The organism is Marinomonas spartinae, assembly GCF_016461715.1.
GTDB classification, from domain to species: Bacteria; Pseudomonadota; Gammaproteobacteria; order Pseudomonadales; family Marinomonadaceae; genus Marinomonas; species Marinomonas spartinae_A.
In genome coordinates this window covers 1-21,554 of the sequence record NZ_JAEMUI010000010.1, presented here as the reverse complement: position 1 = coordinate 21,554, position 21,554 = coordinate 1, and the positions used below count along the sequence as shown (strand labels likewise).

Genomic DNA, 21,554 nt, shown 5'->3' with positions numbered 1-21,554 from the left:
ATTAGTCCTGTGGGGTTGAGAGGATTTCGATGTATCTTGCTTGCCATATGGAGCGCCAATAATAGACCTCATTTTGTAGATTGGGGTGATCATCAAAAGGATAGATGACTAGGATGGGCCCTAAATCCCGAATACTAATGGGGTGACCATTTTTTTCAATCGCAAAAATGGCGCCATGTTTGGCAAAGTCGCTCACAGGGATATCGATAATATACTGATTAAGGGCTGTGATTCTTAATAAAGTTCCTTTGCTATCGACTTGTTTGAGTAAATCAGTAGCGGAAAAGCCTGTGTAGGTATCTTTTTTATTGGTCCAAGGGGCGCTGGTGGTAAAACTTTTTTGGGGGAGTTTTTCAAGCATTGCCATATCGAAATTGGCTTGTTGATCGCCATTGGTCTTTTCTAGGATGCCAGATAATGATAGCACGACAGGGCCTTTTGGGGATTCTAATGCTTCAGCTGTTGGTAAATAACACGTGGCTGTGAGGCAGACCAAGAAAAGGAGGAAGCGCATATTAAATCCCTTAGAGTGTACTCATTAGAAAATCTTGCTCGCGACTTCGTGCAACGTTCCCGATGCCTCATAAAGAGCATCGCAAAAAGATAGCAAAAACGTATTCAAGCATCGCTGAATGATCAGCTTATAGTGTAGTGTTATATTCTAAATCAATGTCAAGATATTCTAAAGATATAGTGGTTCATAGTGTCGTTTTCCATGAAAACCTAATCTTATAGAGGGTGTAATCTTGCTCATTGTCAGGGTTAAAGACATGATCGTGGTTGGAAATATAAAAAACTGCACCTACTCCGTAAGTACAGTTTTTTCAGGGCCTCGTTATGCCGTTAAGAGCAAGTTAGGCAATCTCTGCTAGACGCAAGCAGGCAGCCTGGTGTTCGCTGGACAGGTTTTCCAAAACCGGTTTTTGGCTCGCGCAATCTTCATTGGCGTGAGGGCAACGAGTACGGAAAACACAGCCCGAAGGCGGATTAATCGGTGAGGGTAAATCCCCTGCGAGTAGCTGGATCTTTTTACCACGCTCATGTTGCGGATCGGGTACCGGGACAGCAGACAATAGAGCTTTGGTGTAAGGATGGCGTGGTGTGTCATACAGCGAGTGCTTGCTTGCCAACTCCACCGCGTTGCCTAGATACATCACAAGGACACGGTCTGAAATGTGCTTTACCACACTTAAATCGTGGGCGATGAATACCAAAGACAGGCCCATTTCCTCTTGTAGCTCTTTTAGCAAATTGACCACTTGTGCTTGGATGGACACATCCAACGCGGATACCGGCTCATCACACACCACAAGTTTCGGCTTAAGAATCAAGGCGCGAGCGATGCCGATGCGCTGACACTGACCACCGGAGAACTCGTGTGGGTAGCGGTTAATCACGTTGGGGAGAAGGCCAACACGATCCATGATTGCGCGTACTTGATCTTTGACTTCTTTCTTAGACAAATGGGGCTTAAACGTGCGTAGCGGCTCAGCGATGATGTCTCCAACCGTCATACGAGGGTTTAACGACGCCAATGGATCCTGAAAGATCATTTGCAGTTCTTGGCGCTTATCTCGCATTTGCTTTTTATCTAGGTCGGTTAAGTCCTGTCCTAACCAAACCACGCTACCATCAGTAATGGGCACAAGACGTAATAGGGCCCGAGCAAGGGTGGATTTACCACAGCCGGACTCTCCCACCACACCAAGGGTTTCGCCTTCGTAAATGGTTAGGTTGACACCATCGACGGCTTTTAATGCTTGTCCTGGCGTCCATGGCCAAGCGTTGTCTGCTTTGATGTTGAAGTGAACTTTTAAGTCTTTCACTTCCATTAATACGTTGTCAGTTGCTGTACTCATGACGCCACCTCCCAATTCACCGGTTTGTGACAAGCGCGTAATTTCCCAGGTTGATATTCTTCCAAAACAGGCGATTCTTTACGGCAGCGATCTTCTGCGTATAGGCAACGCTCTTGGAAGGGGCAACCTGCCGGAAGGTTGAGTAAGTTGGGTGGGTTACCTGCGATTGTTGCTAGCGCGCCACCATCGCCATCAAGACGAGGAATGGCTTCCAATAACCCTTTTGTATAAGGGTGTGTTGGGCGATAGAACACATCTTCTGTTTGGCCGTATTCCATGGTACGACCAGCATACATGACCAACACTTTGTCACATAAACCAGCCACCACACCCAAATCATGGGTAATCATAATGATAGAGGTGTTAAAGTCGGCTTTTAGCTCGTTCAATAGCGTTAAAATTTGCGCTTGCACCGTCACGTCTAATGCTGTGGTAGGCTCATCGGCGATTAATAATTTTGGCTGGCATAACAAGGCCATAGCGATCATGACTCGTTGACGCATGCCGCCTGAAAACTCGTGAGGATACATATTCATACGCTTGCGGGCTTCTGGCATTTTTACCGCATCGAGCATTTTTACCGAAGCTTCAAAGGCGTCCGCCTTGTTCATACCCTTATGCAGAAGCAACACTTCCATTAACTGCTTGCCGACCTTCATATAAGGATTCAAGGACGTCATTGGATCTTGGAAGATCATGGCAATTTTTTCGGAGCGAATATGATTCATGGCCTTTTCGTTAAGGGTCAGAATGTTTTGCCCTTCAAAGCGGGCTTCGCCTTCAATCACGCCATTGCCTGCCAGCAGGCCCATCAAGGCAAACGCCGTTTGGCTTTTCCCTGAGCCGGATTCACCAACGATGCCCAGCGTTTCCCCTTGGGCAAGGTTAAATGTTAAGTCGTTGACAGCCGTCACGAGGCCATCTGGTGTTTTAAAATTAACACGCAGATTATCAACTTCTAAAATATTTTCTTTCTCCACAGTCTTCGTCATACGATCCTCCTAGCGGTCTTTTGGATCTAGAGCGTCGCGTAAACCGTCGCCTAGGAAGTTAAAACAAAACAGTGTGACCACCAAGAAGCCCAAGGGCCAGGCTAATTGCCAGACAGCGACGTCCATGTTTGGCGCCCCTTCAGAAATCAACGCCCCCCAACTGGTCATAGGCTCTTGTACCCCAAGGCCTAAGAAACTAATAAAAGATTCCAGCAGAATCATGTTGGGGACCAGCAAGGTCGCATAAACGATAACCACACCCAGTACGTTTGGCACGATGTGACGGATAATGATTTTCGGCGTTGACACCCCACAAGCGTAGGCGGCTTCGATGTATTCTTTGTTTTTCAAACTCAGGGTTTGACCACGGACAATACGTGCCATATCCAGCCAAGACACGGCTCCGATCGCCACGAAAATCAGCAGAATATTACGACCGAATACCGTCATCAAGATGATCACGAAAAACATAAAAGGGAACGAGTTTAGAATCTCTAGGAAACGCATCATTACGCTGTCCACTTTGCCACCTAAGTAGCCTGATGTGGCGCCATAAAGGGTGCCGATAATCACCGCAACAAAACTGCCTAAAATCCCGACCATCAAAGAGATCTGACCCCCTTGCATGGTGCGCACAAAAATATCGCGCCCTAAGGGGTCGGTCCCAAAATAATGGCCATTGGCAATACTGGGTCGTCCCAGAGTAGAGATATCAGACAACGCACTCCAGTCGATGTCAGCATAGTTCCAGCGGCTTAATAGGGGACCAAAAATGGATAAGGCAGCAATAATTATCAATATTATTAGACTGATTACTGCGGCTTTATTAGTGAAGAAGCGACGGCGAGCATCCTGCCACAAGCTGCGACCTTCCACTTCGACAACTTGTTCGGCAAATTTTTCGACTGCCGCAACTTTATCTTTATTGGTTATCATAATGAAATGCTCTAATAACGAATTTTAGGGTCAATGAAGACATACAGAATGTCGACAATGGCGTTAAACAAAATGGTCAAGGTACCGATCAAAATCGTCACGCCCATGACTAAAGAGTAATCGCGGTTAAGCGCACCATTGACAAAGTTTTGGCCGATACCGCCAGTACCGAAGAATTGATCAACCACCACCGAGCCTGTGACGATACCGACAAACGCGGGCCCAAGATAAGAAACCACTGGCAACATGGCAGGACGCAGAGCATGTTGGATAACAATACGTGCTTTCGGTAAGCCTTTAGCGCGAGCGGTACGAATAAAGTGAGAGTGCATGGTCTCGATCATGCTGCCACGGGTAATACGGGCTATCTGCGCAATATAGCTGGTGGACATGGCGATGACAGGCATGATCAAGTATTGCCAAGCGCCACCATTCCAGCCGCCTGCTGGTAACCAATGGTGTTTAATGGAGAAAAACAGAATACACAAGGGCGCAATCACAAAGTTAGGCAATACCATTCCGATATTGGCAAAGGTCATCACGCCATAATCGAGAAGAGAGTTCTGGCGTAGCGCGGCAAAGACACCACATATCACGCCAAGGGAGACCGCAACCAGAAAAGACCAAAAACCGATTTCGGCCGAAATGGGGAAGCTCTGTGCTATCAACTGGTTAATCGTATAGTCACTAAAGCGGAATGAGTAACCCAGATTACCGTGCAATAAATCCCATAGATAATGGAAATATTGATTCATTAACGGCTCATTCATATGATACTTGGCTTGTAGATTTGCCAATACCGCCGCTGGTATACCTCGCTCTGAGGTAAATGGACTACCTGGGGAGAAACGCATTAAAAAGAAAGACAGTGTTACCAACGCCCACAGTGTTGGAATGGCTTCAAGCAAGCGCTTAACAATAAATCTGAACATAAAAAATACCTGATTAGGTCGCCGCTAGGCGGCTAATACAAGGGAACCATCAGTGGAAATAAACCCCAGCGCATCACTGCGCTGGGGTAAGTAAGAGACAATCTTAATGCTTGATGATGTACATATCACGAGTATAGATATTGTCTTCAAGATTTGGCATGTAGCCACCCACATAAGGCTTGATCAAGCGCTTAGTGACGTATTGATAGATAGGCGCTACCGCCATGTCTTGATCAATTGCTAGGTCTTCCGCTTTTTGATAATAAGGCGCTGGGTTGTTCGCTTTCGCCGCTTCATCCATCAGCTTATCGTACGCTGGGTTTTTATATTGAGCATTGTTTTGACTAGAAGTAGAGTCCAACAAACTCAAGAAAGTCGACGCTTCGTTATAGTCACCAAACCAGCCGTCACGGGCTACTTGGTAGTTACCTAGCTGACGAGTGTTAAGGAAGGTTTTCCACTCTTGGTTATCTAGGGTCACGTTGACGCCCAAGGTTTTTTTCCACATGGCGGAAATTGCGATGGCAATTTTCTTGTGGTTTTCATTGGTGTTGTAAAGCAAGGTGAAATTCAGCGGATGGCTCTTATCGAAGCCTGCTGCTTTTAATAGCTCTTGGGCTTTTTTATTACGTTCTGCTTGGGTCCATTTCTCGTATTGAGGCTCTTTGGCTTTAAAGCCTGACACATCTGGTGGTGTAAAAGAATAAGCAGGGATTTCACCAGTACCTGTTACATATTTGGTGATGATGTTACGGTCAATAGCGTAAGACAAGGCTTTACGAACACGCACGTCGTTAAAAGGTGGCTTTTGATTATTGAAGTCGTAATAGTAAACCGCCAAAGCAGGAGAAACTTTTACCTGGTTAGGAACGGTTTTTAACAACTCATGGTAACGGTTAGTTGGAATGCCACTATTAGATGTCATGTCCAAATCGCCTGCCATGTAACGGCTGTATTCCACAGCAGCATCGACAATAGGTAACACAACCACTTTATTGATAACGGTTTTTTTGTCGTTCCAGTAGTCGTGGTTACGAACAAAGACCATTTGTTGGTTGACGACCCAACTTTCCAGTTTATAGGCACCATTGCTTACGATATGCTCTGGTTTGGTCCAAGCGTCTCCCCATTTCTCAACCACTTTTTTAGGCGCAGGGAAAAGAGAGGAGTTTACGGTCATTTTGACAAAATACGGTACGGAATGGTCCAAGGTGACTTGGAAGGTGTGGGCATCCAGTGCTTTTACCCCTAAAGAAGATACTTTATCTTTACCGTCAATGATGTTTTGTGCGTTTTTAATACCTGCTAATGCGGCATAGTAAGAATAGGTTGAGGCGGTTTTTGGATCGACAAGACGCTGAAATCCGAAGACAAAATCTTCTGCGGTAACAGGGCTGCCGTCTGACCATTTCGCATCATGGCGTAATTTGAAGGTGTAAACGGTGTGATCTTTGTTAACTGTGTAGCTTTCGGCGACACCAGGCACTAACACGCCATCTTTACCTTCACTGTATAAGCCTTCAAACAGGTCACGGTCACGTAGCGATCCCGGTGTACCAGAGACTTTCTGTGGATCAATGGTTTGAGGTTCGCCTTCGCCCCCTTTGACTAGAACTTGATTTTTCGCCAGTTGAACACCCGCAGGCACATTGGCTGCGTATACTTGCATGGCTCCAAAAGATGCCGCAAGAATGGCGCTGGCGATTAACGTTTTTGTCTTCTTCATAATAATCGTTACCTTAATTAGTTAGCTTTTGTGAGGTCTTTTATTCTTGTTGACGATAAAGTCATGAGACGAGCGAAACTAAGCTCAGCCTTCATAGTTAATCAATTTACAAAAGGTCACAATCGAAATTCCGTATCAGGTTATGCGTCTAATAAAGGTAAAGGTTGTTAGGCTTGCTTCATTTTTGTGAAAGTGACAAGGAGAATCATGATTTTTTAAGTTGTTTTACGAGGATCCTGACTAAGGAAAAGCGGATGACATGGAGCCAATAATCCGCTCATGCTATGCTCTTGGCTATTATGATCGATTAGGAATAAATAAGAGTGATTACACAGCCTTTTAAAGCCGCCGGTGCGTTTCTGAAAGCCTTACCTTTGATTGTTTCCCCTGGGTTGCGGATTTTTATCTTAGCGCCTTTAGTGGCGAATGTGATCCTCATGGCGTTATTGTACATGGTGGCTCTGCATTACTTTGATGATTTGATTAATATGGCGATGGGCTATTTGCCCCATTGGCTCGCCTTTATGCATTGGCTGTTTTATATCATCTTTGCCGCCATTATTGCTGTGTTGCTGTTTTATAGTTTTTCTATTGGGGTGAACATTTTGGCGTCGCCTTTTATGGCCATCTTGGCGGAGAAGGTAGAAGAGAAGCAAACGGGTAAAGTGTTCGATGAAAAAATGACCACGAAAGTGGTGATTGCTATTATTGCTCGCAGTGTGCAGCGTGAATGTCAGAAATTATTCTATTTCTTACCACGTTTCATTTTGTTAATAGTGTTGTCTTTTATCCCCTTGGTGAATGTCGTTGCTCCGGTTTTGCTGCTATTATTTTCAGCATGGATGTTGTCACTTCAATACATGGATTACGCATTTGACAATAACAAAGTCGCCTTTTATGACATGCGTATGGCGTTGCGTACTAAGCCGCTATTGTGTTGGACCTTTGGCGGTATTGTCATGGTCTGTTTGACGATTCCTTTTGTAAATTTAGTGATCATGCCGATTGCTGTGTTGGCTGCCACGCTTCTGTGGGTCTCGGTTTTCCAACCTGTGCATGGTAATGGCACTTCCTTGTAAGATTGCTCTAGAAAGAGGCTTGTGAATGTCGATAAAAATACTGGTGGTGGATGATGCGTCTTTTACGCGCGATTTAATTCGTCGCACATTGCGTAAGGAGTTTCCAGCCGCCATATTGGAGGAAGCCGTTAATGGCCGCAAGGCCCAACAATTGCTATCGAAAAGTCAGTTCGATATGGTGCTGTGTGATTGGGAAATGCCCGAAATGACTGGGGTAGAGCTTTTGCAGTGGTGCCGTGAGCAGCCTGAATACAAAAAAGAAAATATTCCTTTTGTGATGATTACCAGCCGTGGCGATAAAGACCATGTGGTGGAGGCGGTCAAATCCGGTGTGACCGATTATTTGGGGAAACCGTTTTCCAGTGAACAGCTGGTGAATAAGGTGATGAGCGCCGCCAAAAAGCATAATATGCAAAGCAAGCTGACCTCGCAAAAACCTAGAAGTGCTTCGCCTGCTGGTGGTGTCGCATCGGCATCATTGGATGTTTTAATGGGGGGAAAATCATCTCGTAAAGTCGAGGCGACGAAATTTATCAACCCTGATGCCCCTGTCCCCACAGTGAAAGATGTGAAAATTCCCACTATGGTGCGTTTCGAAGGCAAACAGTTTCGCTGCATGGTGATTCAATTTAGTAAGCAAGACGCCACCATGCTGATAAAAAGCGATGATGTGATTCCTCAAGTACTGGGGCAATCGGTTTTGGATTTAGAGTTTGAGGGTAAAGTCAATCGCCTAAATTATTATGTTCAATCCGTCGCTACCACTGAGAAGAAACATGATTCAACTTTTTTAACCGTTGGTTTAGGGTTGATTGATCAAGATGCTGAAAAAGAAGTCTTTATCAGTAAGCTATTTGATAGCTTATAGTGAACCCTTATAACCCCCTCCCAGCCTCCCCCTTGGCAAGGGGGAGGAGCAAAACAGTTCCCTCCCAGCTCCGTTGTAAGGGGAAGGGGTTGGGCTGAGGAATGTCTTGTTCCCTCCCCTTATTGAAGGGGAGGGTTAGGGTGGGGTTTATTGGTCTTTTGCAATAGGCTCTTTGTCATCCTCAACATTTTTTTCTATTGCAGAAAACGCTGGAATATCATCCGTCCGTACTCGGTTGGCAGGGAAATGACAAGAGAAGCGACTGCCACGGTTGAGTTCGCTAAGAATCTGTAACTTAGCATCATGGTGCATGAGCACATGTTTGACGATGGCTAAGCCTAATCCCGTGCCGCCCGTTTTGGTACTACGACCCTTATCGACTCGGAAAAATCGCTCCGTTAAGCGCGGAATGTATCTTGGGTCTATGCCTAAGCCGTGGTCGGCAACTGAAAACACGCCACTGAATTCATTAGACTCCCATTTCACTTTGATTTCACCGCCATCTGGTGAATACTTGATGGCGTTTACCACCAAATTAGAAAACGCACTGTAGAGTTCGTTGTAGGCGCCGTACAGACGTGCTTTTTCTGGAATATCAATGTCTAAAGAATGTTTTTCAGTAAGTAGAGGTGACGCAATTTTCTTAATGGCTTCCGTCCAAGAAGACACCTCATGCCAATGTTCTTCTTCTCGTTTATCGTTGCTTTCTAAACGCGATAATAGCAACAAATCTTCGATTAAATGTTCCATGCGCTCCGACTGCTCAGACATATTTGCGATGCCTTTTTGCATGCTGGCGGGCAGGGAATCTTGGAACATTTCTAACGTTTCTAAATAACCTTTAATGACCGTTAAAGGGGTTTTTAGCTCATGGGAGGCATTGGCGACAAAGTCTTTGCGCATTTCTTCAAGCAGGTGCAGTCTTGTGACATCGCGGATAAAAATCAAATGATCATTTTTATCGTACAAGGTGGTTTGGACTTCTAAATAAACGCCCTCTTTGGCCGGTGACTTAATCACCAGGGGTTCTCCAAAACGTTTTTGGGTAAAGTAACGAAAAAATTCTGGGTTGCGAACAATATTGGTAATGGGCTGCCCTCGATCAACTGGGCGCATTAGGCCTAAAAAGTGTCCTGCCGAGTTATTCCACCACTCTAAGTTGCCTTGGTTATCGGCCATAATGACGCCTTCTTTTAGGGCGGCGGTAGAATTCTCGATACGATTCAGAGCTTGGCGCATACGGCGCTTCGATTTACGCTGTTTTTTCTGCAAACGGTAGACAACATCGAAGATATCTCCCCAGATGCCATCCGATTCAGGAGGGGCGCCTCGCCCAGAGTGACGTAGCCAATAATGAAATTGGTAAAGTTGATACAGCTGCCAATACAATGTTCCCAATAAAAACAAAAGTACGACGGCTTGTAAGTGGTTTATGATAAAACCGATGACGATGCAGGCCAAAAGCCCTAAAGACCAGCGAATTATTGCTCTTCGCCAAACTGCTTTCATATTATATGACTAAGTCCTTTTGGGAGAGAATCGGTAGCCAGTCCCTCGAACGGTTTGAATCAAAAAGTCGTGACTGCTACCAATGGCTTTTCGTAAACGGCGAATATGCACATCAACGGTACGTTCTTCCACATAAACATTACCGCCCCATACCTGATCCAATAATTGTGCCCGTGAATAGGCTCTTTCTTGGTGAGTCATGAGAAATTTTAGCAGACGGTACTCCGTCGGCCCCATATCTAGCGGCTTATTGTCAATGGTAACGCGTTGGCTAATAGGATCAAGGGTTAACCCTTCGATTTCAATTGGCTCATCCACCCCTTGAGGCGTGGCTCGACGTAGCACCGCTTTCAGTCTGGCGACTAATTCTCGTGGCGAGAAGGGCTTGGTAATGTAATCGTCAGCACCGACTTCCAGCCCTTGAATTTTGTTGTCTTCCTCGCTTTTTGCCGTCAACATAATGACGGGGATTTCCGCTGTTGCACTGTCTTTTTTTAGGCGACGAGTCAGTTCTATGCCGCTACTCCCTGGCATCATCCAGTCGCAGAGAATCAAATCAGGTCGATGGTCGACAATGATTTCGTGGGCTTGTTGGCTATTTTCTGCTTCCATATATTCGTATCCCGCCATTTCTAAGGCGACGGCGATCATTTCGCGAATGGAAGACTCATCATCAATGATTAATACTTTTTTACCGGTCACAGGATCTACCCTCATCTCAGGAACGGTTTAATTAAAACGTCTTAGTATGACAGTTATATGAAAATGTCACATATTCGCCATATATTACATAAATAGTAAGCTAGCAGCGATGCCAATAAAGATACAGTAACCAATTCGGTTATTATCTAAGAAAGCATGGAAGCAGGCTTGTCGGTCACGTTCTTTGGCTTTTTGGTATTGCAGCCCAAATAATCCCAAACTGATGATAAGCGACACAAAGTAGATCCAGTTAAGGTGGGCCAGTATCCCGATCCAGACCAATAGGGATAACGTTAGACCTTGTAGACAGAGAATAACAAGTAAATCGTATTTGCCGAAAAGGATCGCGGTGGATTTAATGCCGACCTTTAAGTCGTCGGGTCGGTCTGTCATGGCATAGTAGGTGTCATAGGCAATGGTCCAGAAGCAATTTGCTACAAACAGCATCCACAACTTGGGGTCTAGCAGATCTCCACCTTGGGCGCTGTATGCCATGGGTATGGCCCAAGAGAACGCCAAGCCAAGAAATAACTGGGGTAGATGGGTGTAGCGCTTCATAAAGGGGTACAGTGCTGCTAGCCCTAAGCCGACGAAAGACAGCAAAATGGTTCGTAAATCGGTACACAACACCAACAAAAAGCTCAGTGCGACCAAAAAGGCGAACAATCCCAGCGCTTCTTTTTCGGACACACGGCCAGATGGTAAAGGACGATTCTTTGTGCGCTCAACGTGACCATCGACTTTTCGGTCGGCATAATCATTGATGACACAGCCAGCAGAACGCATGCTAAACACCCCTAGAACAAAAATGACAATAAGGTGCCACTGTGGCCAGCCATCGGCCGCTAACCAAAGGGCCCACAGGGTTGGCCACAGCAAGAGTAGGGAGCCAATCGGGCGATTAAAACGCGTTAAATCGGCGTAATCTTTAAGCTTGTTCATGAGAGTCCATTGATTAAGTCGTCAATATTAGGCGAAACTGCCTTTATGTTATGCCATTGTCTCGAAAAACGCTTCACTGACCAAGATACCAGAGCCAAATTGTTGGAAAACAGAGCGTCTTGCCCAGATTTTGGTATGGTGATTGGTAAATAAGCCTTTGGGAAGGGCGGCCACCTCAATAGGACTGCGTTTAAGGGCCCTATGCTTAAACAAATAACCGCCCAATGGTTTATTGTGCAAATGTTTCACCTGTCGCCAATGACCACGTAAGGCGTTGGCTGGTATAATGGAGCGAGCGTATATAATGGTTCGTCCATTAACTTTTAATAATACCGTGCGAACACGCGCAGCATCGCGTGGCTTCATGTTGAGTCGACGTTTTTCACGTGGTGTTGCCTTCCCCCAACCATCCTCAATGATCTCTACGGTGAGTTGGCCTCTTTTTTTCAATTCTGCGGTGATGGATTGACTGGTCGTGAGCCAAAACCAAAGTGACGCCGGAATTTGCTGTTTGTTAATTTGTCTTAAGGGTTGCCAACGGTAGTGCAGGGCAAGTGTCAGATGATGATTCAGTTGCATGTTAGGCCAATCGTTTAGAGCTCTTTGATCGACACTGGTGTTTCTGGTAGCGCTCAAAGACCTCGATTAGTGACGTGGCTATTATATTGAGGTTTGGAAGTGATGTCGCATAGAAAACGCCCATAAAAAAGCCTCACCTTACTGCGCCCAACGTCATGGTGGCACATCAAGATGAGGCGATTAACCCGAATCGCTCGGTTAGTGGGGAACCGATATTAATGGTTTAAAATTTGGCTTAGGAATAATTGTGTACGGTCATGCTGTGGATTATTGAAAAACTCTTGAGGCTCATTGGCCTCCACAATTTCTCCAGCATCCATAAAGACCACGCGATCCGCCACGGTTTTAGCAAAGCCCATTTCATGGGTAACACAAACCATGGTCATCCCTTCTTCTGCCAACTTCACCATAACATCGAGCACTTCTTTGATCATTTCTGGGTCAAGAGCGGAAGTGGGCTCATCAAATAGCATGATGCGTGGCTGCATACACAGGCCACGGGCAATCGCCACACGCTGTTGTTGGCCCCCGGAAAGTTGCCCTGGGTATTTTAATGCTTGGTTGGCAATTTTAACGCGTTCCAAATAATGCATGGCCAGTTCTTCTGCTTCTTTTTTGGGCATTTTACGTACCCAAATAGGAGCTAGCGTCAGGTTTTCAAGAATGCTTAAGTGCGGGAACAAGTTAAAATGCTGGAACACCATGCCGACATCTTTACGAATAGTCTCGATGTTCTTCAAGTTATTATTCATCTCGATACCATCGACGGTAATGATGCCTTTCTGATGCTCTTCAAGGCGATTAATACAGCGAGTCATTGTCGATTTTCCCGATCCCGATGGACCGCAGACGACGATTCGCTCCCCTTTTTTGATGCTAAAGTTGATATTTTTTAGCACATGAAATTCGCCATACCATTTGTTTACGTCTTTAAACTCAATGATTGCTTGTTCGCCTTGCTCCAATTGAGCCAGTGCCATATTTCTATCTGTCATTATAAAAGCCTCAAATTCTTGACTAATTCCGCTTATGTCCAGTTTCTAATTTACGCTCTAGTGCCATGCTGTAACGGGACATACCAAAGCAGAAAGCCCAGTAAACGAAAGCAGCGAAAACATACCCTTCGACGGTGGTGCCCAACCAATTTGTATCGTGGTTAGCGGCTTGAATACGTCCTAAGAAATCAAACATACCCACGATGTAAACCAGAGTTGTGTCTTTAAATAAACCAATAAAGGTATTGACGATGCCAGGGATAACCAATTTTAAAGCCTGGGGTAAAATAATGAGCGACATAGATTGCCAATAGGTCAGCCCCATCGCATCTGCAGCTTCATATTGACCTTTCGGAATGGCTTGTAACCCACCTCGAATCACCTCCGCCATATAAGCGGATGAGAAAAGGACAATACCGATTAACACTCTCAACAGTTTGTTAAAGTTTAATCCATCAGGCAAAAAGAGTGGGATCATCACCGATGCCATAAACAAAATGGTGATCAATGGGACAGCACGAATGGTTTCGATAAAGATAACACAAACGGCTTTGGCTACAGGCATATTAGAGCGACGTCCTAAAGCCAACAAAGCACCCAATGGAAACGATGCCACAATCCCAATAACACCCAGCAGAATGGTTAAGAAGAGACCACCCCATTTGGCCGTTTCGACAGGCTCTAAACCAAACGCACCTCCAGAAAATAAATAGTAAGCTAGGATAGGGTAAGGAAGGATAATAACCAGTGTCAGGTAAAACCTATTGATTTTTTTAATGGCAAACATGGCCACTAAAAGTACCAAAATCACCAACGCTAAGTTGACTCGCCATGTTTGGTCAGAAGGGTAAAAGCCATACATGAACTGTTCAAAGTAGGAATTTATAAACGCCCAACAGGCTCCGCTGCCAGTACAAGCTTTATTGGATGAGCCAGTCCATGTGGCATTGATTACGCCCCATTCGATAAGTGGTGGAATAAGCAAATACAGAATGTACAGGCTGAAGATTGTCAGAATAATATTCAATGGGGAAGACAAAAGGTTATGTCGAACCCACGCAACAGGTCCCACCGCTGTGGATGGTGGTGGGAGGCTGGGTGATGGTTTAAATTCAATAGCCATGTGTGCCTCTCCTAGCGCTCAATTAGTGACATTTTTTTGTTATACCAGTTCATAAACAAAGAAATACTTAAGCTCAATGAACCGTACACCAGCATACATAAGCCGATGGTTTCAATCGCTTGGCCAGTTTGGTTTAGCGTGGTGCCCATGACGACAGACACCAATTCAGGATACGCAATAGCGGCTCCTAATGATGAGTTTTTAGCCAAGTTTAGGTACTGACTTGTCAAAGGCGGGATGATGACGCGCAATGCTTGAGGCAAAACAATGAGCCGCTGTGTCAAGCTGTCGCGTAGTCCTAGAGAACGAGCGGCTTCTGTTTGTCCCCAATTTACCGACAAAATACCAGCACGAACTATTTCTGCAATGAAAGAGCCTGTATAGGTCGACAAGGCAACCAATACTGCGACAAATTCAGGGGGTAACACCATGCCACCACTAACGTTAAAGCGAGTTTTGTGAGGCAGGTTAAATTCCAAAGGAAAACCCGCTGCCGCAAAGGCTAAAAAGGTAATGACGACAATAATGCCAAGAGATGACCAATAAGCGGGAAACCATAACCCCGTTCGAGTTTGGCGTTTTTTGGCCCAGATGATTAAAGCAATAGAGATTACAATGGAGACAATAAACCCTGCTACTGCGATGCTAAAACCTTCTTGAGTAATCGGACTGGGAGAATAGATCCCACGCTTATTCAATAAGAAGTCGGCAAATTCATAACTGTTTCTGGGCGTAGGCAGTGCAGCGAGCACGGCGAAATACCAGAAAAACATTTGTAGTAGCAGCGGAATATTACGCAATGTTTCAATATAAACCGTTGCCAAGCGGGCGACTAGCCAGTTTCTAGACAAACGGGCTAGTCCCATTATCACGCCAATAATGGTGGCTAATATAATACCCAGCAAGGAAATGACAAAAGTATTGATTAAGGCTACAAGGAAGGCACGTCCGTATGTATCTGCCTCAGTATAACTAATTAGGTGAATAAGAATAGGAAAGCCCGCAGGCTCGTTTAAAAAAGCAAAGCCAGTGGTTATGCCTCGGCTGTCTAAGTTGGCTTGTAGGTTACTAAATAGGTAATAGCAAACGTATATAACGATAGCCAATAGCACGACTTGAAAAACAAGAGAACGTGTTCCTGCATCGTACAAAAAGCTTTTTTTACTAGGATCTTTTATATCATTCATCTTGGTTCAGGCAATAACTGCTCATCAGATGTATAGGAAAAGAGGAAAGACACCCAGCCGCAGATTTAGGCGGCTGGGTAATAACCCGAAGAGAGTTATATTAACGAACTGGTGGCGCGTACATGATACCGCCATTGTCCCATAGGTTGTTCAAACCACGAGGTAGGTCAAGTGGTGAGTCTTTACCCACGTTACGGTCAAACTCCTCGCCATAGTTACCCACTTTGGCGATTACGTTATAAGCCCAATCGGCACTTAGACCAAGGTCTTTACCCATATCACTATCAACACCTAGCAGACGCATAATGGCGGGATCTTTCGTTGTTTTTTTGATTTCAGCAACGTTTTTAGAGTTGATGCCCATTTCTTCTGCATTAACTTGTGCAAATAGCACCCAAGTCACCAAATCTTTCCATTGTTCATCACCTTGGCGAACCACAGGGCCTAGAGGCTCTTTAGAAATGGTTTCAGGAAGAATGATATTGTCTTTTGGGTTTTTGAGTTTGGTACGCCAAGCGGCTAAGCCAGATTTGTCTGTGGTGAATACGTCACAACGGCCTGAGTCGTAAGCCGCAACAGCCTCGTCTGCCTTTTGGATAATAACTGGCACGTAAGACATGTTATTTTTACGGAAAAAGTCCGCCATGTTTAATTCGGTTGTGGTGCCTGATTGCGTACAGACGGTCGCACCGTCTAGGTCTTTTGCGGATTTAACCCCTAGCTCTTTATGAACCATAAAGCCTTGTCCGTCATAAAAGGTAATAGCGGTGAAATCGAGACCAAGAGATACGTCACGAGTAAACGTCCAAGTAGTGTTACGAGAGAGCATATCGATTTCGCCAGATTGCAATGCCGTGAAACGTTCTTTAGCGGAAAGCGGTGTGAATTTTACTTTGCTAGGGTCGTTGAAAATAGCAGTAGCGACCGCGCGACAGGCATCCACATCAATACCAGACCAGTTGCCTTTATCGTCTGCGTTTGAGAACCCCGGTACACCTTGGCTTACGCCGCATTGTAGATAACCCTTCGCTTTCACATCGTCAAGTGTGCCTGCAGCTGCTCCCGTGCTGATGACTGCAGTAATTGCGGCTGTTGAGAGTATTTTGCCAACGTTCGATTTCATCTTTTCGCCTCCCAGGCATATTCATATTTTAGTATGTTGTTCTCAAAAAACTTACAATATCTAAGATTTCGTAAGGATTATGCAAAACAGTTGCCAACATTTAATTATATTTTTCGAAAAAAAAGCAGCACATTTACCTGAAAAGTGCTTGCTACACGGTATAGAATGCCTCTTTCACTGGCCCAGTCAAGGATAAAATGACAGTATTCCAACAAAATTTGCATATTTTTTACTTTTTTTGGTGCTCCATACTGTTAATTGGATAGGTTGAAAATGCTTCGTTATGGGGCAAGCAAGATCGCAAAAATGATGAGGAAAACAAAAACTGATACAAAATGTATCATTACTGTGCGTTTTTTTATTTTTGCTCTTTATTGGTGCGTGAGAGTTATCTTTCCCATTAAAGCACGCGTATTTTATTCTTGTTCTATTGATAAAAAGCGTTTCCCATAAGTTGCCATCTCCATGATAGACTTAAGAAAACTTTAGTGTGATGTAAGGAGATCCATGCAAAATGGACAACTCAACCAAACCGCTTGATCGCTTAGACAAAAAGATACTGCGAGAATTACAAGATAATGGTCGCTTATCTAACGTTGAACTTGCCAGCCGAGTTGGGCTGAGTGCAACGCCTTGCTTAGAACGGGTACGTCGCTTAGAGCGTAATGGCTACATCACGGGCTATTGTGCTCTAGTCGACCCGAAAAAAGTGGACGCTGGACTACTGGTATTTGTCGAGATTCGTCTGAAAACCACGTCTCCCGAGGGATTTAATGAATTCAAAGTGGCGGTCTCTGAGATTCCAGAGATTCTAGAGTGCCATTTGATTGCGGGGGATTTTGAATATTTATTAAAAGCTCGCGTGTCTAATATGGATACTTATCGTCAATTGTTAGGGGAAACCTTACTGACCTTGCCCCATGTTCGAGAGTCTCGAACCTATGTTGCGATGGAAGAAGTAAAAAATACCACGGTGGTGAATATTCGTTAAACATTCAGATAACGGGCGTGGTCAGGCAGCCAGCGTGACAGGATGGGCGGAATGCGCTCTGGGTAACGCTGATGTAATTGCACGGCCGCTTTTTGCACATCATCGAGTAGGGCTTTGTCCCTTTGTAAATCGGCGACTTTGAATTCCCACAACCCTGTTTGTCTGGTGCCTAGTAATTCTCCTGGGCCGCGTAACGCCAAATCTTTCTCGGCAATTTTAAAGCCATCGTTGGTTTCTCTCATGGTCGATAGTCGAGCCTTGCCCTGTTCACCAAGTGGTGCTTTATAAAGTAGCACACAATGGCTGGCGGCTTGCCCCCGACCAACTCGGCCGCGTAATTGATGAAGCTGCGCCAAACCGAGGCGTTCTGGGTTTTCGATGACCATTAAACTGGCATTCGGTACGTCTACGCCCACTTCAATAACCGTCGTTGCGACGAGTAATTGCAGCTCGCCAGCCTTAAAACGGGCCATAATATCCGCCTTTTCTTGTGCCTTGAGGCGACCGTGTACCAAGCCAATTTTTAGATTGCCCAGTTGTTCTTGTAGCAAGATCGCTGTGTCTTCAGCTGCTTGGCATTGCAAGGCTTCTGATTCTTCTATGAGAGTACATACCCAATAGGCTTGTTTGCCTTCTTGGCAGCCCTGTTTGACGCGTTCTATGACTTCACTTCGGCGTTGATCGGATACCACAATGGTATTGACAGGGGTACGTCCTGGCGGTAATTCATCAATAATGGAACAGTCAAGATCGGCATAGGCCGACATGGCTAATGTACGAGGAATGGGCGTCGCGGTCATGATTAATTGATGAGGCTGAAAGCCCTGTTTTAGACCTTTCTCGCGTAATGCCATGCGCTGGTGCACACCAAAACGGTGCTGCTCATCGATAATCGCCAGAGCGAGACGATCAAATTCGATACAGTCTTGAAATAGGGCATGCGTGCCCACGACAATTTGTGCGGCACCAGAGGCTATATCAGCCAGTTCACTTTCCCGGGCTTTGCCTTTTACCTTGCCGGCCATCCAGGCGACTTTTAAACCCAGAGGGGCGAACCATTGAGTAAAATTCGTTAAATGCTGCTCGGCAAGAATTTCGGTTGGCGCCATAATGGCCACTTGGAAACCCGCTTGAACGACGGCGGCCGTTGCTAGGGCGGCCACCAGTGTTTTACCGGAACCAACGTCTCCTTGTACCAAACGTAACATAGGGTGGCCTGAGGCAAGATCGTGCAGTATGTCTTGAAAGACGCGTTGCTGAGCATTGGTCGGCGAAAAGGGGAGCTGACTGAGCAAGCGTTGCGCCAAGGTGCCGCTTTCTGTGACTTGAATGGCTTTATCTGCTTTGGCCTTGATCTTCTTTCCGATCAGAGATAATTGATGGGCCATCAATTCTTCAAACGACAGGCGATATTGGGCTGGGTGCGCTCCCGTTTTAAGCTGCTCTAAATTTGCATCGGTAGTAGGGTGGTGCAAAAATCGAATGGCGTCCGCTAAGTTGGGGAGGCTGAATGACTGGCGAATTTCGTCTGGTAACCATTCTTTCAAATTATATGGTGTTAGGCGTGCTAAGGCTTGTTCGCATAATTGGCGAATTTTTGGCTGTGTGAGTCCGTCTGTCAGGGGGTAAATGGGAGTGAGTTGGTCTGACTCACTATATGTTGATCCTTCGTCAACGAGCTTGTATTCCGGATGATACATCTCAAAGCCTGTACTGCCGCGACGCACTTCGCCAAAGCAACGGATTTTTTTCCCCGATTCGAGTTGTTTCTTTTGCGCTGCAGAGAAATGAAAAAAACGCAGACATAAAGAGCCCGTTCCGTCTTTCAGACGGCACAACAGACTACGGCGTTTTCCCATTTTGATTTCGCAGCCCGTGACCACCCCTTCTATAACGGCTTCATCACCAAAACGTAACTGCCCTATAGGCACCACGCGAGTGCGATCCTGATAGCGAATGGGCAGATGAAACAGCAAATCCTGCACCGTATTAAGGTGCAGTTTCGCTAGTTTTTCGGCCATTGCATTGCCAACGCCTTTGAGTTCTCTGACATCTTGCGTGTCGAGATCATCCATCATAAGCGTACTTAGAGCTCAAGTTTTTTGCTGGCTTCACGAATGGATTGGCTGACCGCGTCAATAGCATTTGGGCGCGGAAAGCTGGCACGCCAGGCAAGTGCTACGGTGCGTTTGGGGACAGGGTCCGCAAAAGGGCGTATTTCCAGCAGGCTATTATCGATATTGGTCACCGCTGATTTTGGTAACACAGTGACGCCCAGTCCAGAGGCAACCATGTAGCGAATGGTTTCCAAGGAACTACCGTTGACGATAGTACGTCCTTCGCCGAATTCGTCTTCTTTGACCATGGGACAAGCTTCTAATACTTGCTCGCTAAAACAATGACCTTTACCTAACAACAATAGGTTATCGGTTGACAGTTGATCGGTATGGATGTGGGATAATTTTGTCCAAGAATGATCTTTAGGCATCAACACCACAAACTCTTCTTCATAGATAGGTTGTGTTACCACATCTGGCTCTCTAAAGGGTAAAGCGATGATGATGGCATCTAATTCACCGTTACGCAGCTTAGGGCGCAGGTTTTCCGTCAGGTCTTCTTCTATGATTAAGGGCATATCATTGGTGATAGAGCGCAATGTAGGAATCATAAAAGGAAAAAGGTACGGCGCAATGGTAAAAATGGCTCCCACTTTAATCGGGCCTTTTAGCTGGTTATGACCGGATGAGGCTAATTCTTTGATAGTATTCGCCTGTTCCAAGACACGTTTTGCTTGCGCGACAATTTGTTCGCCCAGCGGTGTAATGTACACAGAGCTTTTGCTACGCTCAAAAATGGCGGCACCTAGTTCCTCTTCCAATTTTTTCACTGCAACACTTAATGTTGGTTGTGACACATAGCATTTTTCAGCAGCATGTCCAAAATGCTTTTCCTGTGCCAACATAACAACGTATTTTAACTCTGTTAATGTCATCGCGAATCCCTCAACCTATTCATTGTTAATAACTATGATAATACAAAATTTGATAAGGTGTATCGGTTAATCCTGTTTGCGCTTTTATTACTTGAATTGTGTGGCTTATTTTAGGAGACTCTATGATAACGAAACGTATTTTGATCGCCGGATGTGGGGATTTAGGGACGGGTATCGCGCCAGCCCTTGTGGAGCAAGGCCATCAGGTGAGTGCGATCCGTCGTACGGGCCTCTATTTCCCATCAGGCGTCCATGGCATAACGGGTGATCTCACGCAATTTAGCGATGAACAGTTTCCCGATGTGGATCTGATTTTTTTGATCATGACACCTCAAGAGTATAATGAAAGCGCTTATCGCGCCGCTTATTACGAGACGGCAACTCGTATAGTAGAACGGTATCGTGCGACTCAGCCGCGAGTATTCTTTGTGTCGAGCACCAGTGTCTATGGACAAAATCAGGGGGATTGGATCGACGAGCATACGGAACCTCAAAGACCTGACTCTGCGTCTTCACGATGGATTCTGGAAGCAGAGCAAGTACTGGCAAAAGCATTACCCTCGGTTGCTGTACGTTGTTCGGGTATTTATGGCCCAGGTCGTTATCGTCTGCTACAAAAAGTGATGTCGGCTGAGTCTTGGGACAAAAATAGCTGGACCAATCGGGTTCATCGGGATGATGTGGTGCGAGCGTTACTGCATTTGGCGAACTGTGCGTTCCAAGGTGAGACATTGTTGGCCCACTATGAAGTGACAGATCATACTCCCGTTTCCATGTGGGAGGTCAAACTCTGTATTGCTCACCTATTGGGTGTTCCAGCGAATATTCCGGATAATGCTCAAGCCTTTTTACCAAAAACGGGTAAACGTATTAGTAATAAATCGCTTGTTGATACGGGCTTTCGTTTTCAATACCCCAGTTATGTATCGGGCTACTTGCCATTAGTTGAACAATACCGACACGAAAGGTCTGTCTGAAAATTATTTTTTCTATTTATAAATAAAAATAACACGGATGCT

General features: G+C 45.5%; 20 protein-coding genes. 4 read left to right on the top strand and 16 right to left on the bottom strand.

Annotated elements, in window-relative coordinates:
* Position 1 precedes the first annotated feature (1 nt).
* The 6 genes from JHD45_RS10670 to JHD45_RS10645 form a co-directional block, all read right to left on the bottom strand.
* Positions 2-514, bottom strand: a complete 513-nt coding sequence (locus JHD45_RS10670; protein WP_199476508.1) for a hypothetical protein — start codon at positions 512-514, stop codon at positions 2-4.
* Between the two features lie 340 nt (positions 515-854).
* Positions 855-1,859 carry a murein tripeptide/oligopeptide ABC transporter ATP binding protein OppF gene (gene oppF, locus JHD45_RS10665; RefSeq protein ID WP_199476507.1) on the bottom strand — a complete coding sequence of 335 codons (1,005 nt, stop codon included), beginning with the start codon at positions 1,857-1,859 and terminating at the stop codon, positions 855-857.
* Complete coding sequence (gene oppD / locus JHD45_RS10660) at positions 1,856-2,851, bottom strand: oligopeptide ABC transporter ATP-binding protein OppD (RefSeq protein WP_199476506.1); 996 nt, start codon at positions 2,849-2,851, stop codon at positions 1,856-1,858. Before oppD ends, oppF begins: the two co-directional genes overlap by 4 nt.
* Before the next feature lie 9 nt (positions 2,852-2,860).
* A complete protein-coding gene (oppC, locus tag JHD45_RS10655; protein WP_199476505.1) occupies positions 2,861-3,787 on the bottom strand; it encodes an oligopeptide ABC transporter permease OppC in 927 nt (308 codons plus the stop codon).
* 11 nt (positions 3,788-3,798) lie between these two features.
* Complete coding sequence (gene oppB, locus JHD45_RS10650; RefSeq protein WP_199476504.1) at positions 3,799-4,719, bottom strand: oligopeptide ABC transporter permease OppB; 921 nt, start codon at positions 4,717-4,719, stop codon at positions 3,799-3,801.
* A 103-nt stretch (positions 4,720-4,822) separates the two neighbouring features.
* Positions 4,823-6,445 (bottom strand): ABC transporter substrate-binding protein, encoded by a 1,623-nt coding sequence (locus JHD45_RS10645; protein ID WP_199476503.1) that lies wholly within the window; start codon positions 6,443-6,445, stop codon positions 4,823-4,825.
* A gap of 323 nt (positions 6,446-6,768) precedes the next feature.
* On the opposite strand from JHD45_RS10645, the gene cysZ reads away from it, so the two are divergent.
* Entirely contained in the window at positions 6,769-7,524 is a 756-nt protein-coding gene (cysZ, locus tag JHD45_RS10640; protein WP_199476502.1) for a sulfate transporter CysZ, read from the top strand.
* Positions 7,525-7,549: 25 nt separating this feature from the next.
* On the top strand, positions 7,550-8,392 hold the full coding sequence (locus tag JHD45_RS10635; RefSeq protein ID WP_199476501.1) for a response regulator: 843 nt from the start codon (positions 7,550-7,552) through the stop codon (positions 8,390-8,392).
* A gap of 147 nt (positions 8,393-8,539) precedes the next feature.
* Here JHD45_RS10635 and phoR read toward each other — a convergent pair whose 3' ends face one another.
* The 8 genes from phoR to JHD45_RS10595 form a co-directional block, all read right to left on the bottom strand.
* A complete protein-coding gene (phoR, locus tag JHD45_RS10630; RefSeq protein WP_199476500.1) occupies positions 8,540-9,901 on the bottom strand; it encodes a phosphate regulon sensor histidine kinase PhoR in 1,362 nt (453 codons plus the stop codon).
* Positions 9,902-9,910: 9 nt separating this feature from the next.
* Entirely contained in the window at positions 9,911-10,603 is a 693-nt protein-coding gene (gene phoB / locus JHD45_RS10625; protein WP_067012923.1) for a phosphate regulon transcriptional regulator PhoB, read from the bottom strand.
* An 84-nt stretch (positions 10,604-10,687) separates the two neighbouring features.
* Entirely contained in the window at positions 10,688-11,545 is an 858-nt protein-coding gene (ubiA, locus tag JHD45_RS10620; RefSeq protein ID WP_199476499.1) for a 4-hydroxybenzoate octaprenyltransferase, read from the bottom strand.
* Between the two features lie 48 nt (positions 11,546-11,593).
* Positions 11,594-12,124 carry a chorismate--pyruvate lyase family protein gene (locus JHD45_RS10615; RefSeq protein ID WP_199476498.1) on the bottom strand — a complete coding sequence of 177 codons (531 nt, stop codon included), beginning with the start codon at positions 12,122-12,124 and terminating at the stop codon, positions 11,594-11,596.
* A gap of 215 nt (positions 12,125-12,339) precedes the next feature.
* Entirely contained in the window at positions 12,340-13,119 is a 780-nt protein-coding gene (locus JHD45_RS10610; RefSeq protein ID WP_325097286.1) for an amino acid ABC transporter ATP-binding protein, read from the bottom strand.
* A gap of 22 nt (positions 13,120-13,141) precedes the next feature.
* Positions 13,142-14,242, bottom strand: a complete 1,101-nt coding sequence (locus JHD45_RS10605; protein WP_199476497.1) for an amino acid ABC transporter permease — start codon at positions 14,240-14,242, stop codon at positions 13,142-13,144.
* An 11-nt stretch (positions 14,243-14,253) separates the two neighbouring features.
* Entirely contained in the window at positions 14,254-15,429 is a 1,176-nt protein-coding gene (locus JHD45_RS10600; RefSeq protein WP_199476496.1) for an amino acid ABC transporter permease, read from the bottom strand.
* 100 nt (positions 15,430-15,529) lie between these two features.
* Entirely contained in the window at positions 15,530-16,552 is a 1,023-nt protein-coding gene (locus JHD45_RS10595) for an amino acid ABC transporter substrate-binding protein (RefSeq protein WP_199476495.1), read from the bottom strand.
* A 514-nt stretch (positions 16,553-17,066) separates the two neighbouring features.
* Between JHD45_RS10595 and lrp the strand changes: the two genes are divergently transcribed.
* The gene (gene lrp, locus JHD45_RS10590; RefSeq protein WP_199476494.1) at positions 17,067-17,543 is read left to right on the top strand and encodes a leucine-responsive transcriptional regulator Lrp; all 477 of its coding nucleotides are present in this window, start codon (positions 17,067-17,069) and stop codon (positions 17,541-17,543) included.
* On the opposite strand, the gene recG is transcribed toward lrp, so the two are convergent.
* Positions 17,540-19,621, bottom strand: a complete 2,082-nt coding sequence (recG, locus tag JHD45_RS10585; RefSeq protein ID WP_199476493.1) for an ATP-dependent DNA helicase RecG — start codon at positions 19,619-19,621, stop codon at positions 17,540-17,542. The two genes, lrp and recG, sit on opposite strands and share 4 nt — an antisense overlap.
* Positions 19,622-19,629: 8 nt before the next feature.
* Positions 19,630-20,535 (bottom strand): hydrogen peroxide-inducible genes activator, encoded by a 906-nt coding sequence (locus tag JHD45_RS10580; protein ID WP_199476492.1) that lies wholly within the window; start codon positions 20,533-20,535, stop codon positions 19,630-19,632.
* 122 nt (positions 20,536-20,657) lie between these two features.
* Between JHD45_RS10580 and JHD45_RS10575 the strand changes: the two genes are divergently transcribed.
* Positions 20,658-21,512, top strand: coding sequence for an NAD-dependent epimerase/dehydratase family protein (locus tag JHD45_RS10575; protein WP_199476491.1), 855 nt, complete (start codon positions 20,658-20,660; stop codon positions 21,510-21,512).
* Positions 21,513-21,554: the final 42 nt, after the last annotated feature.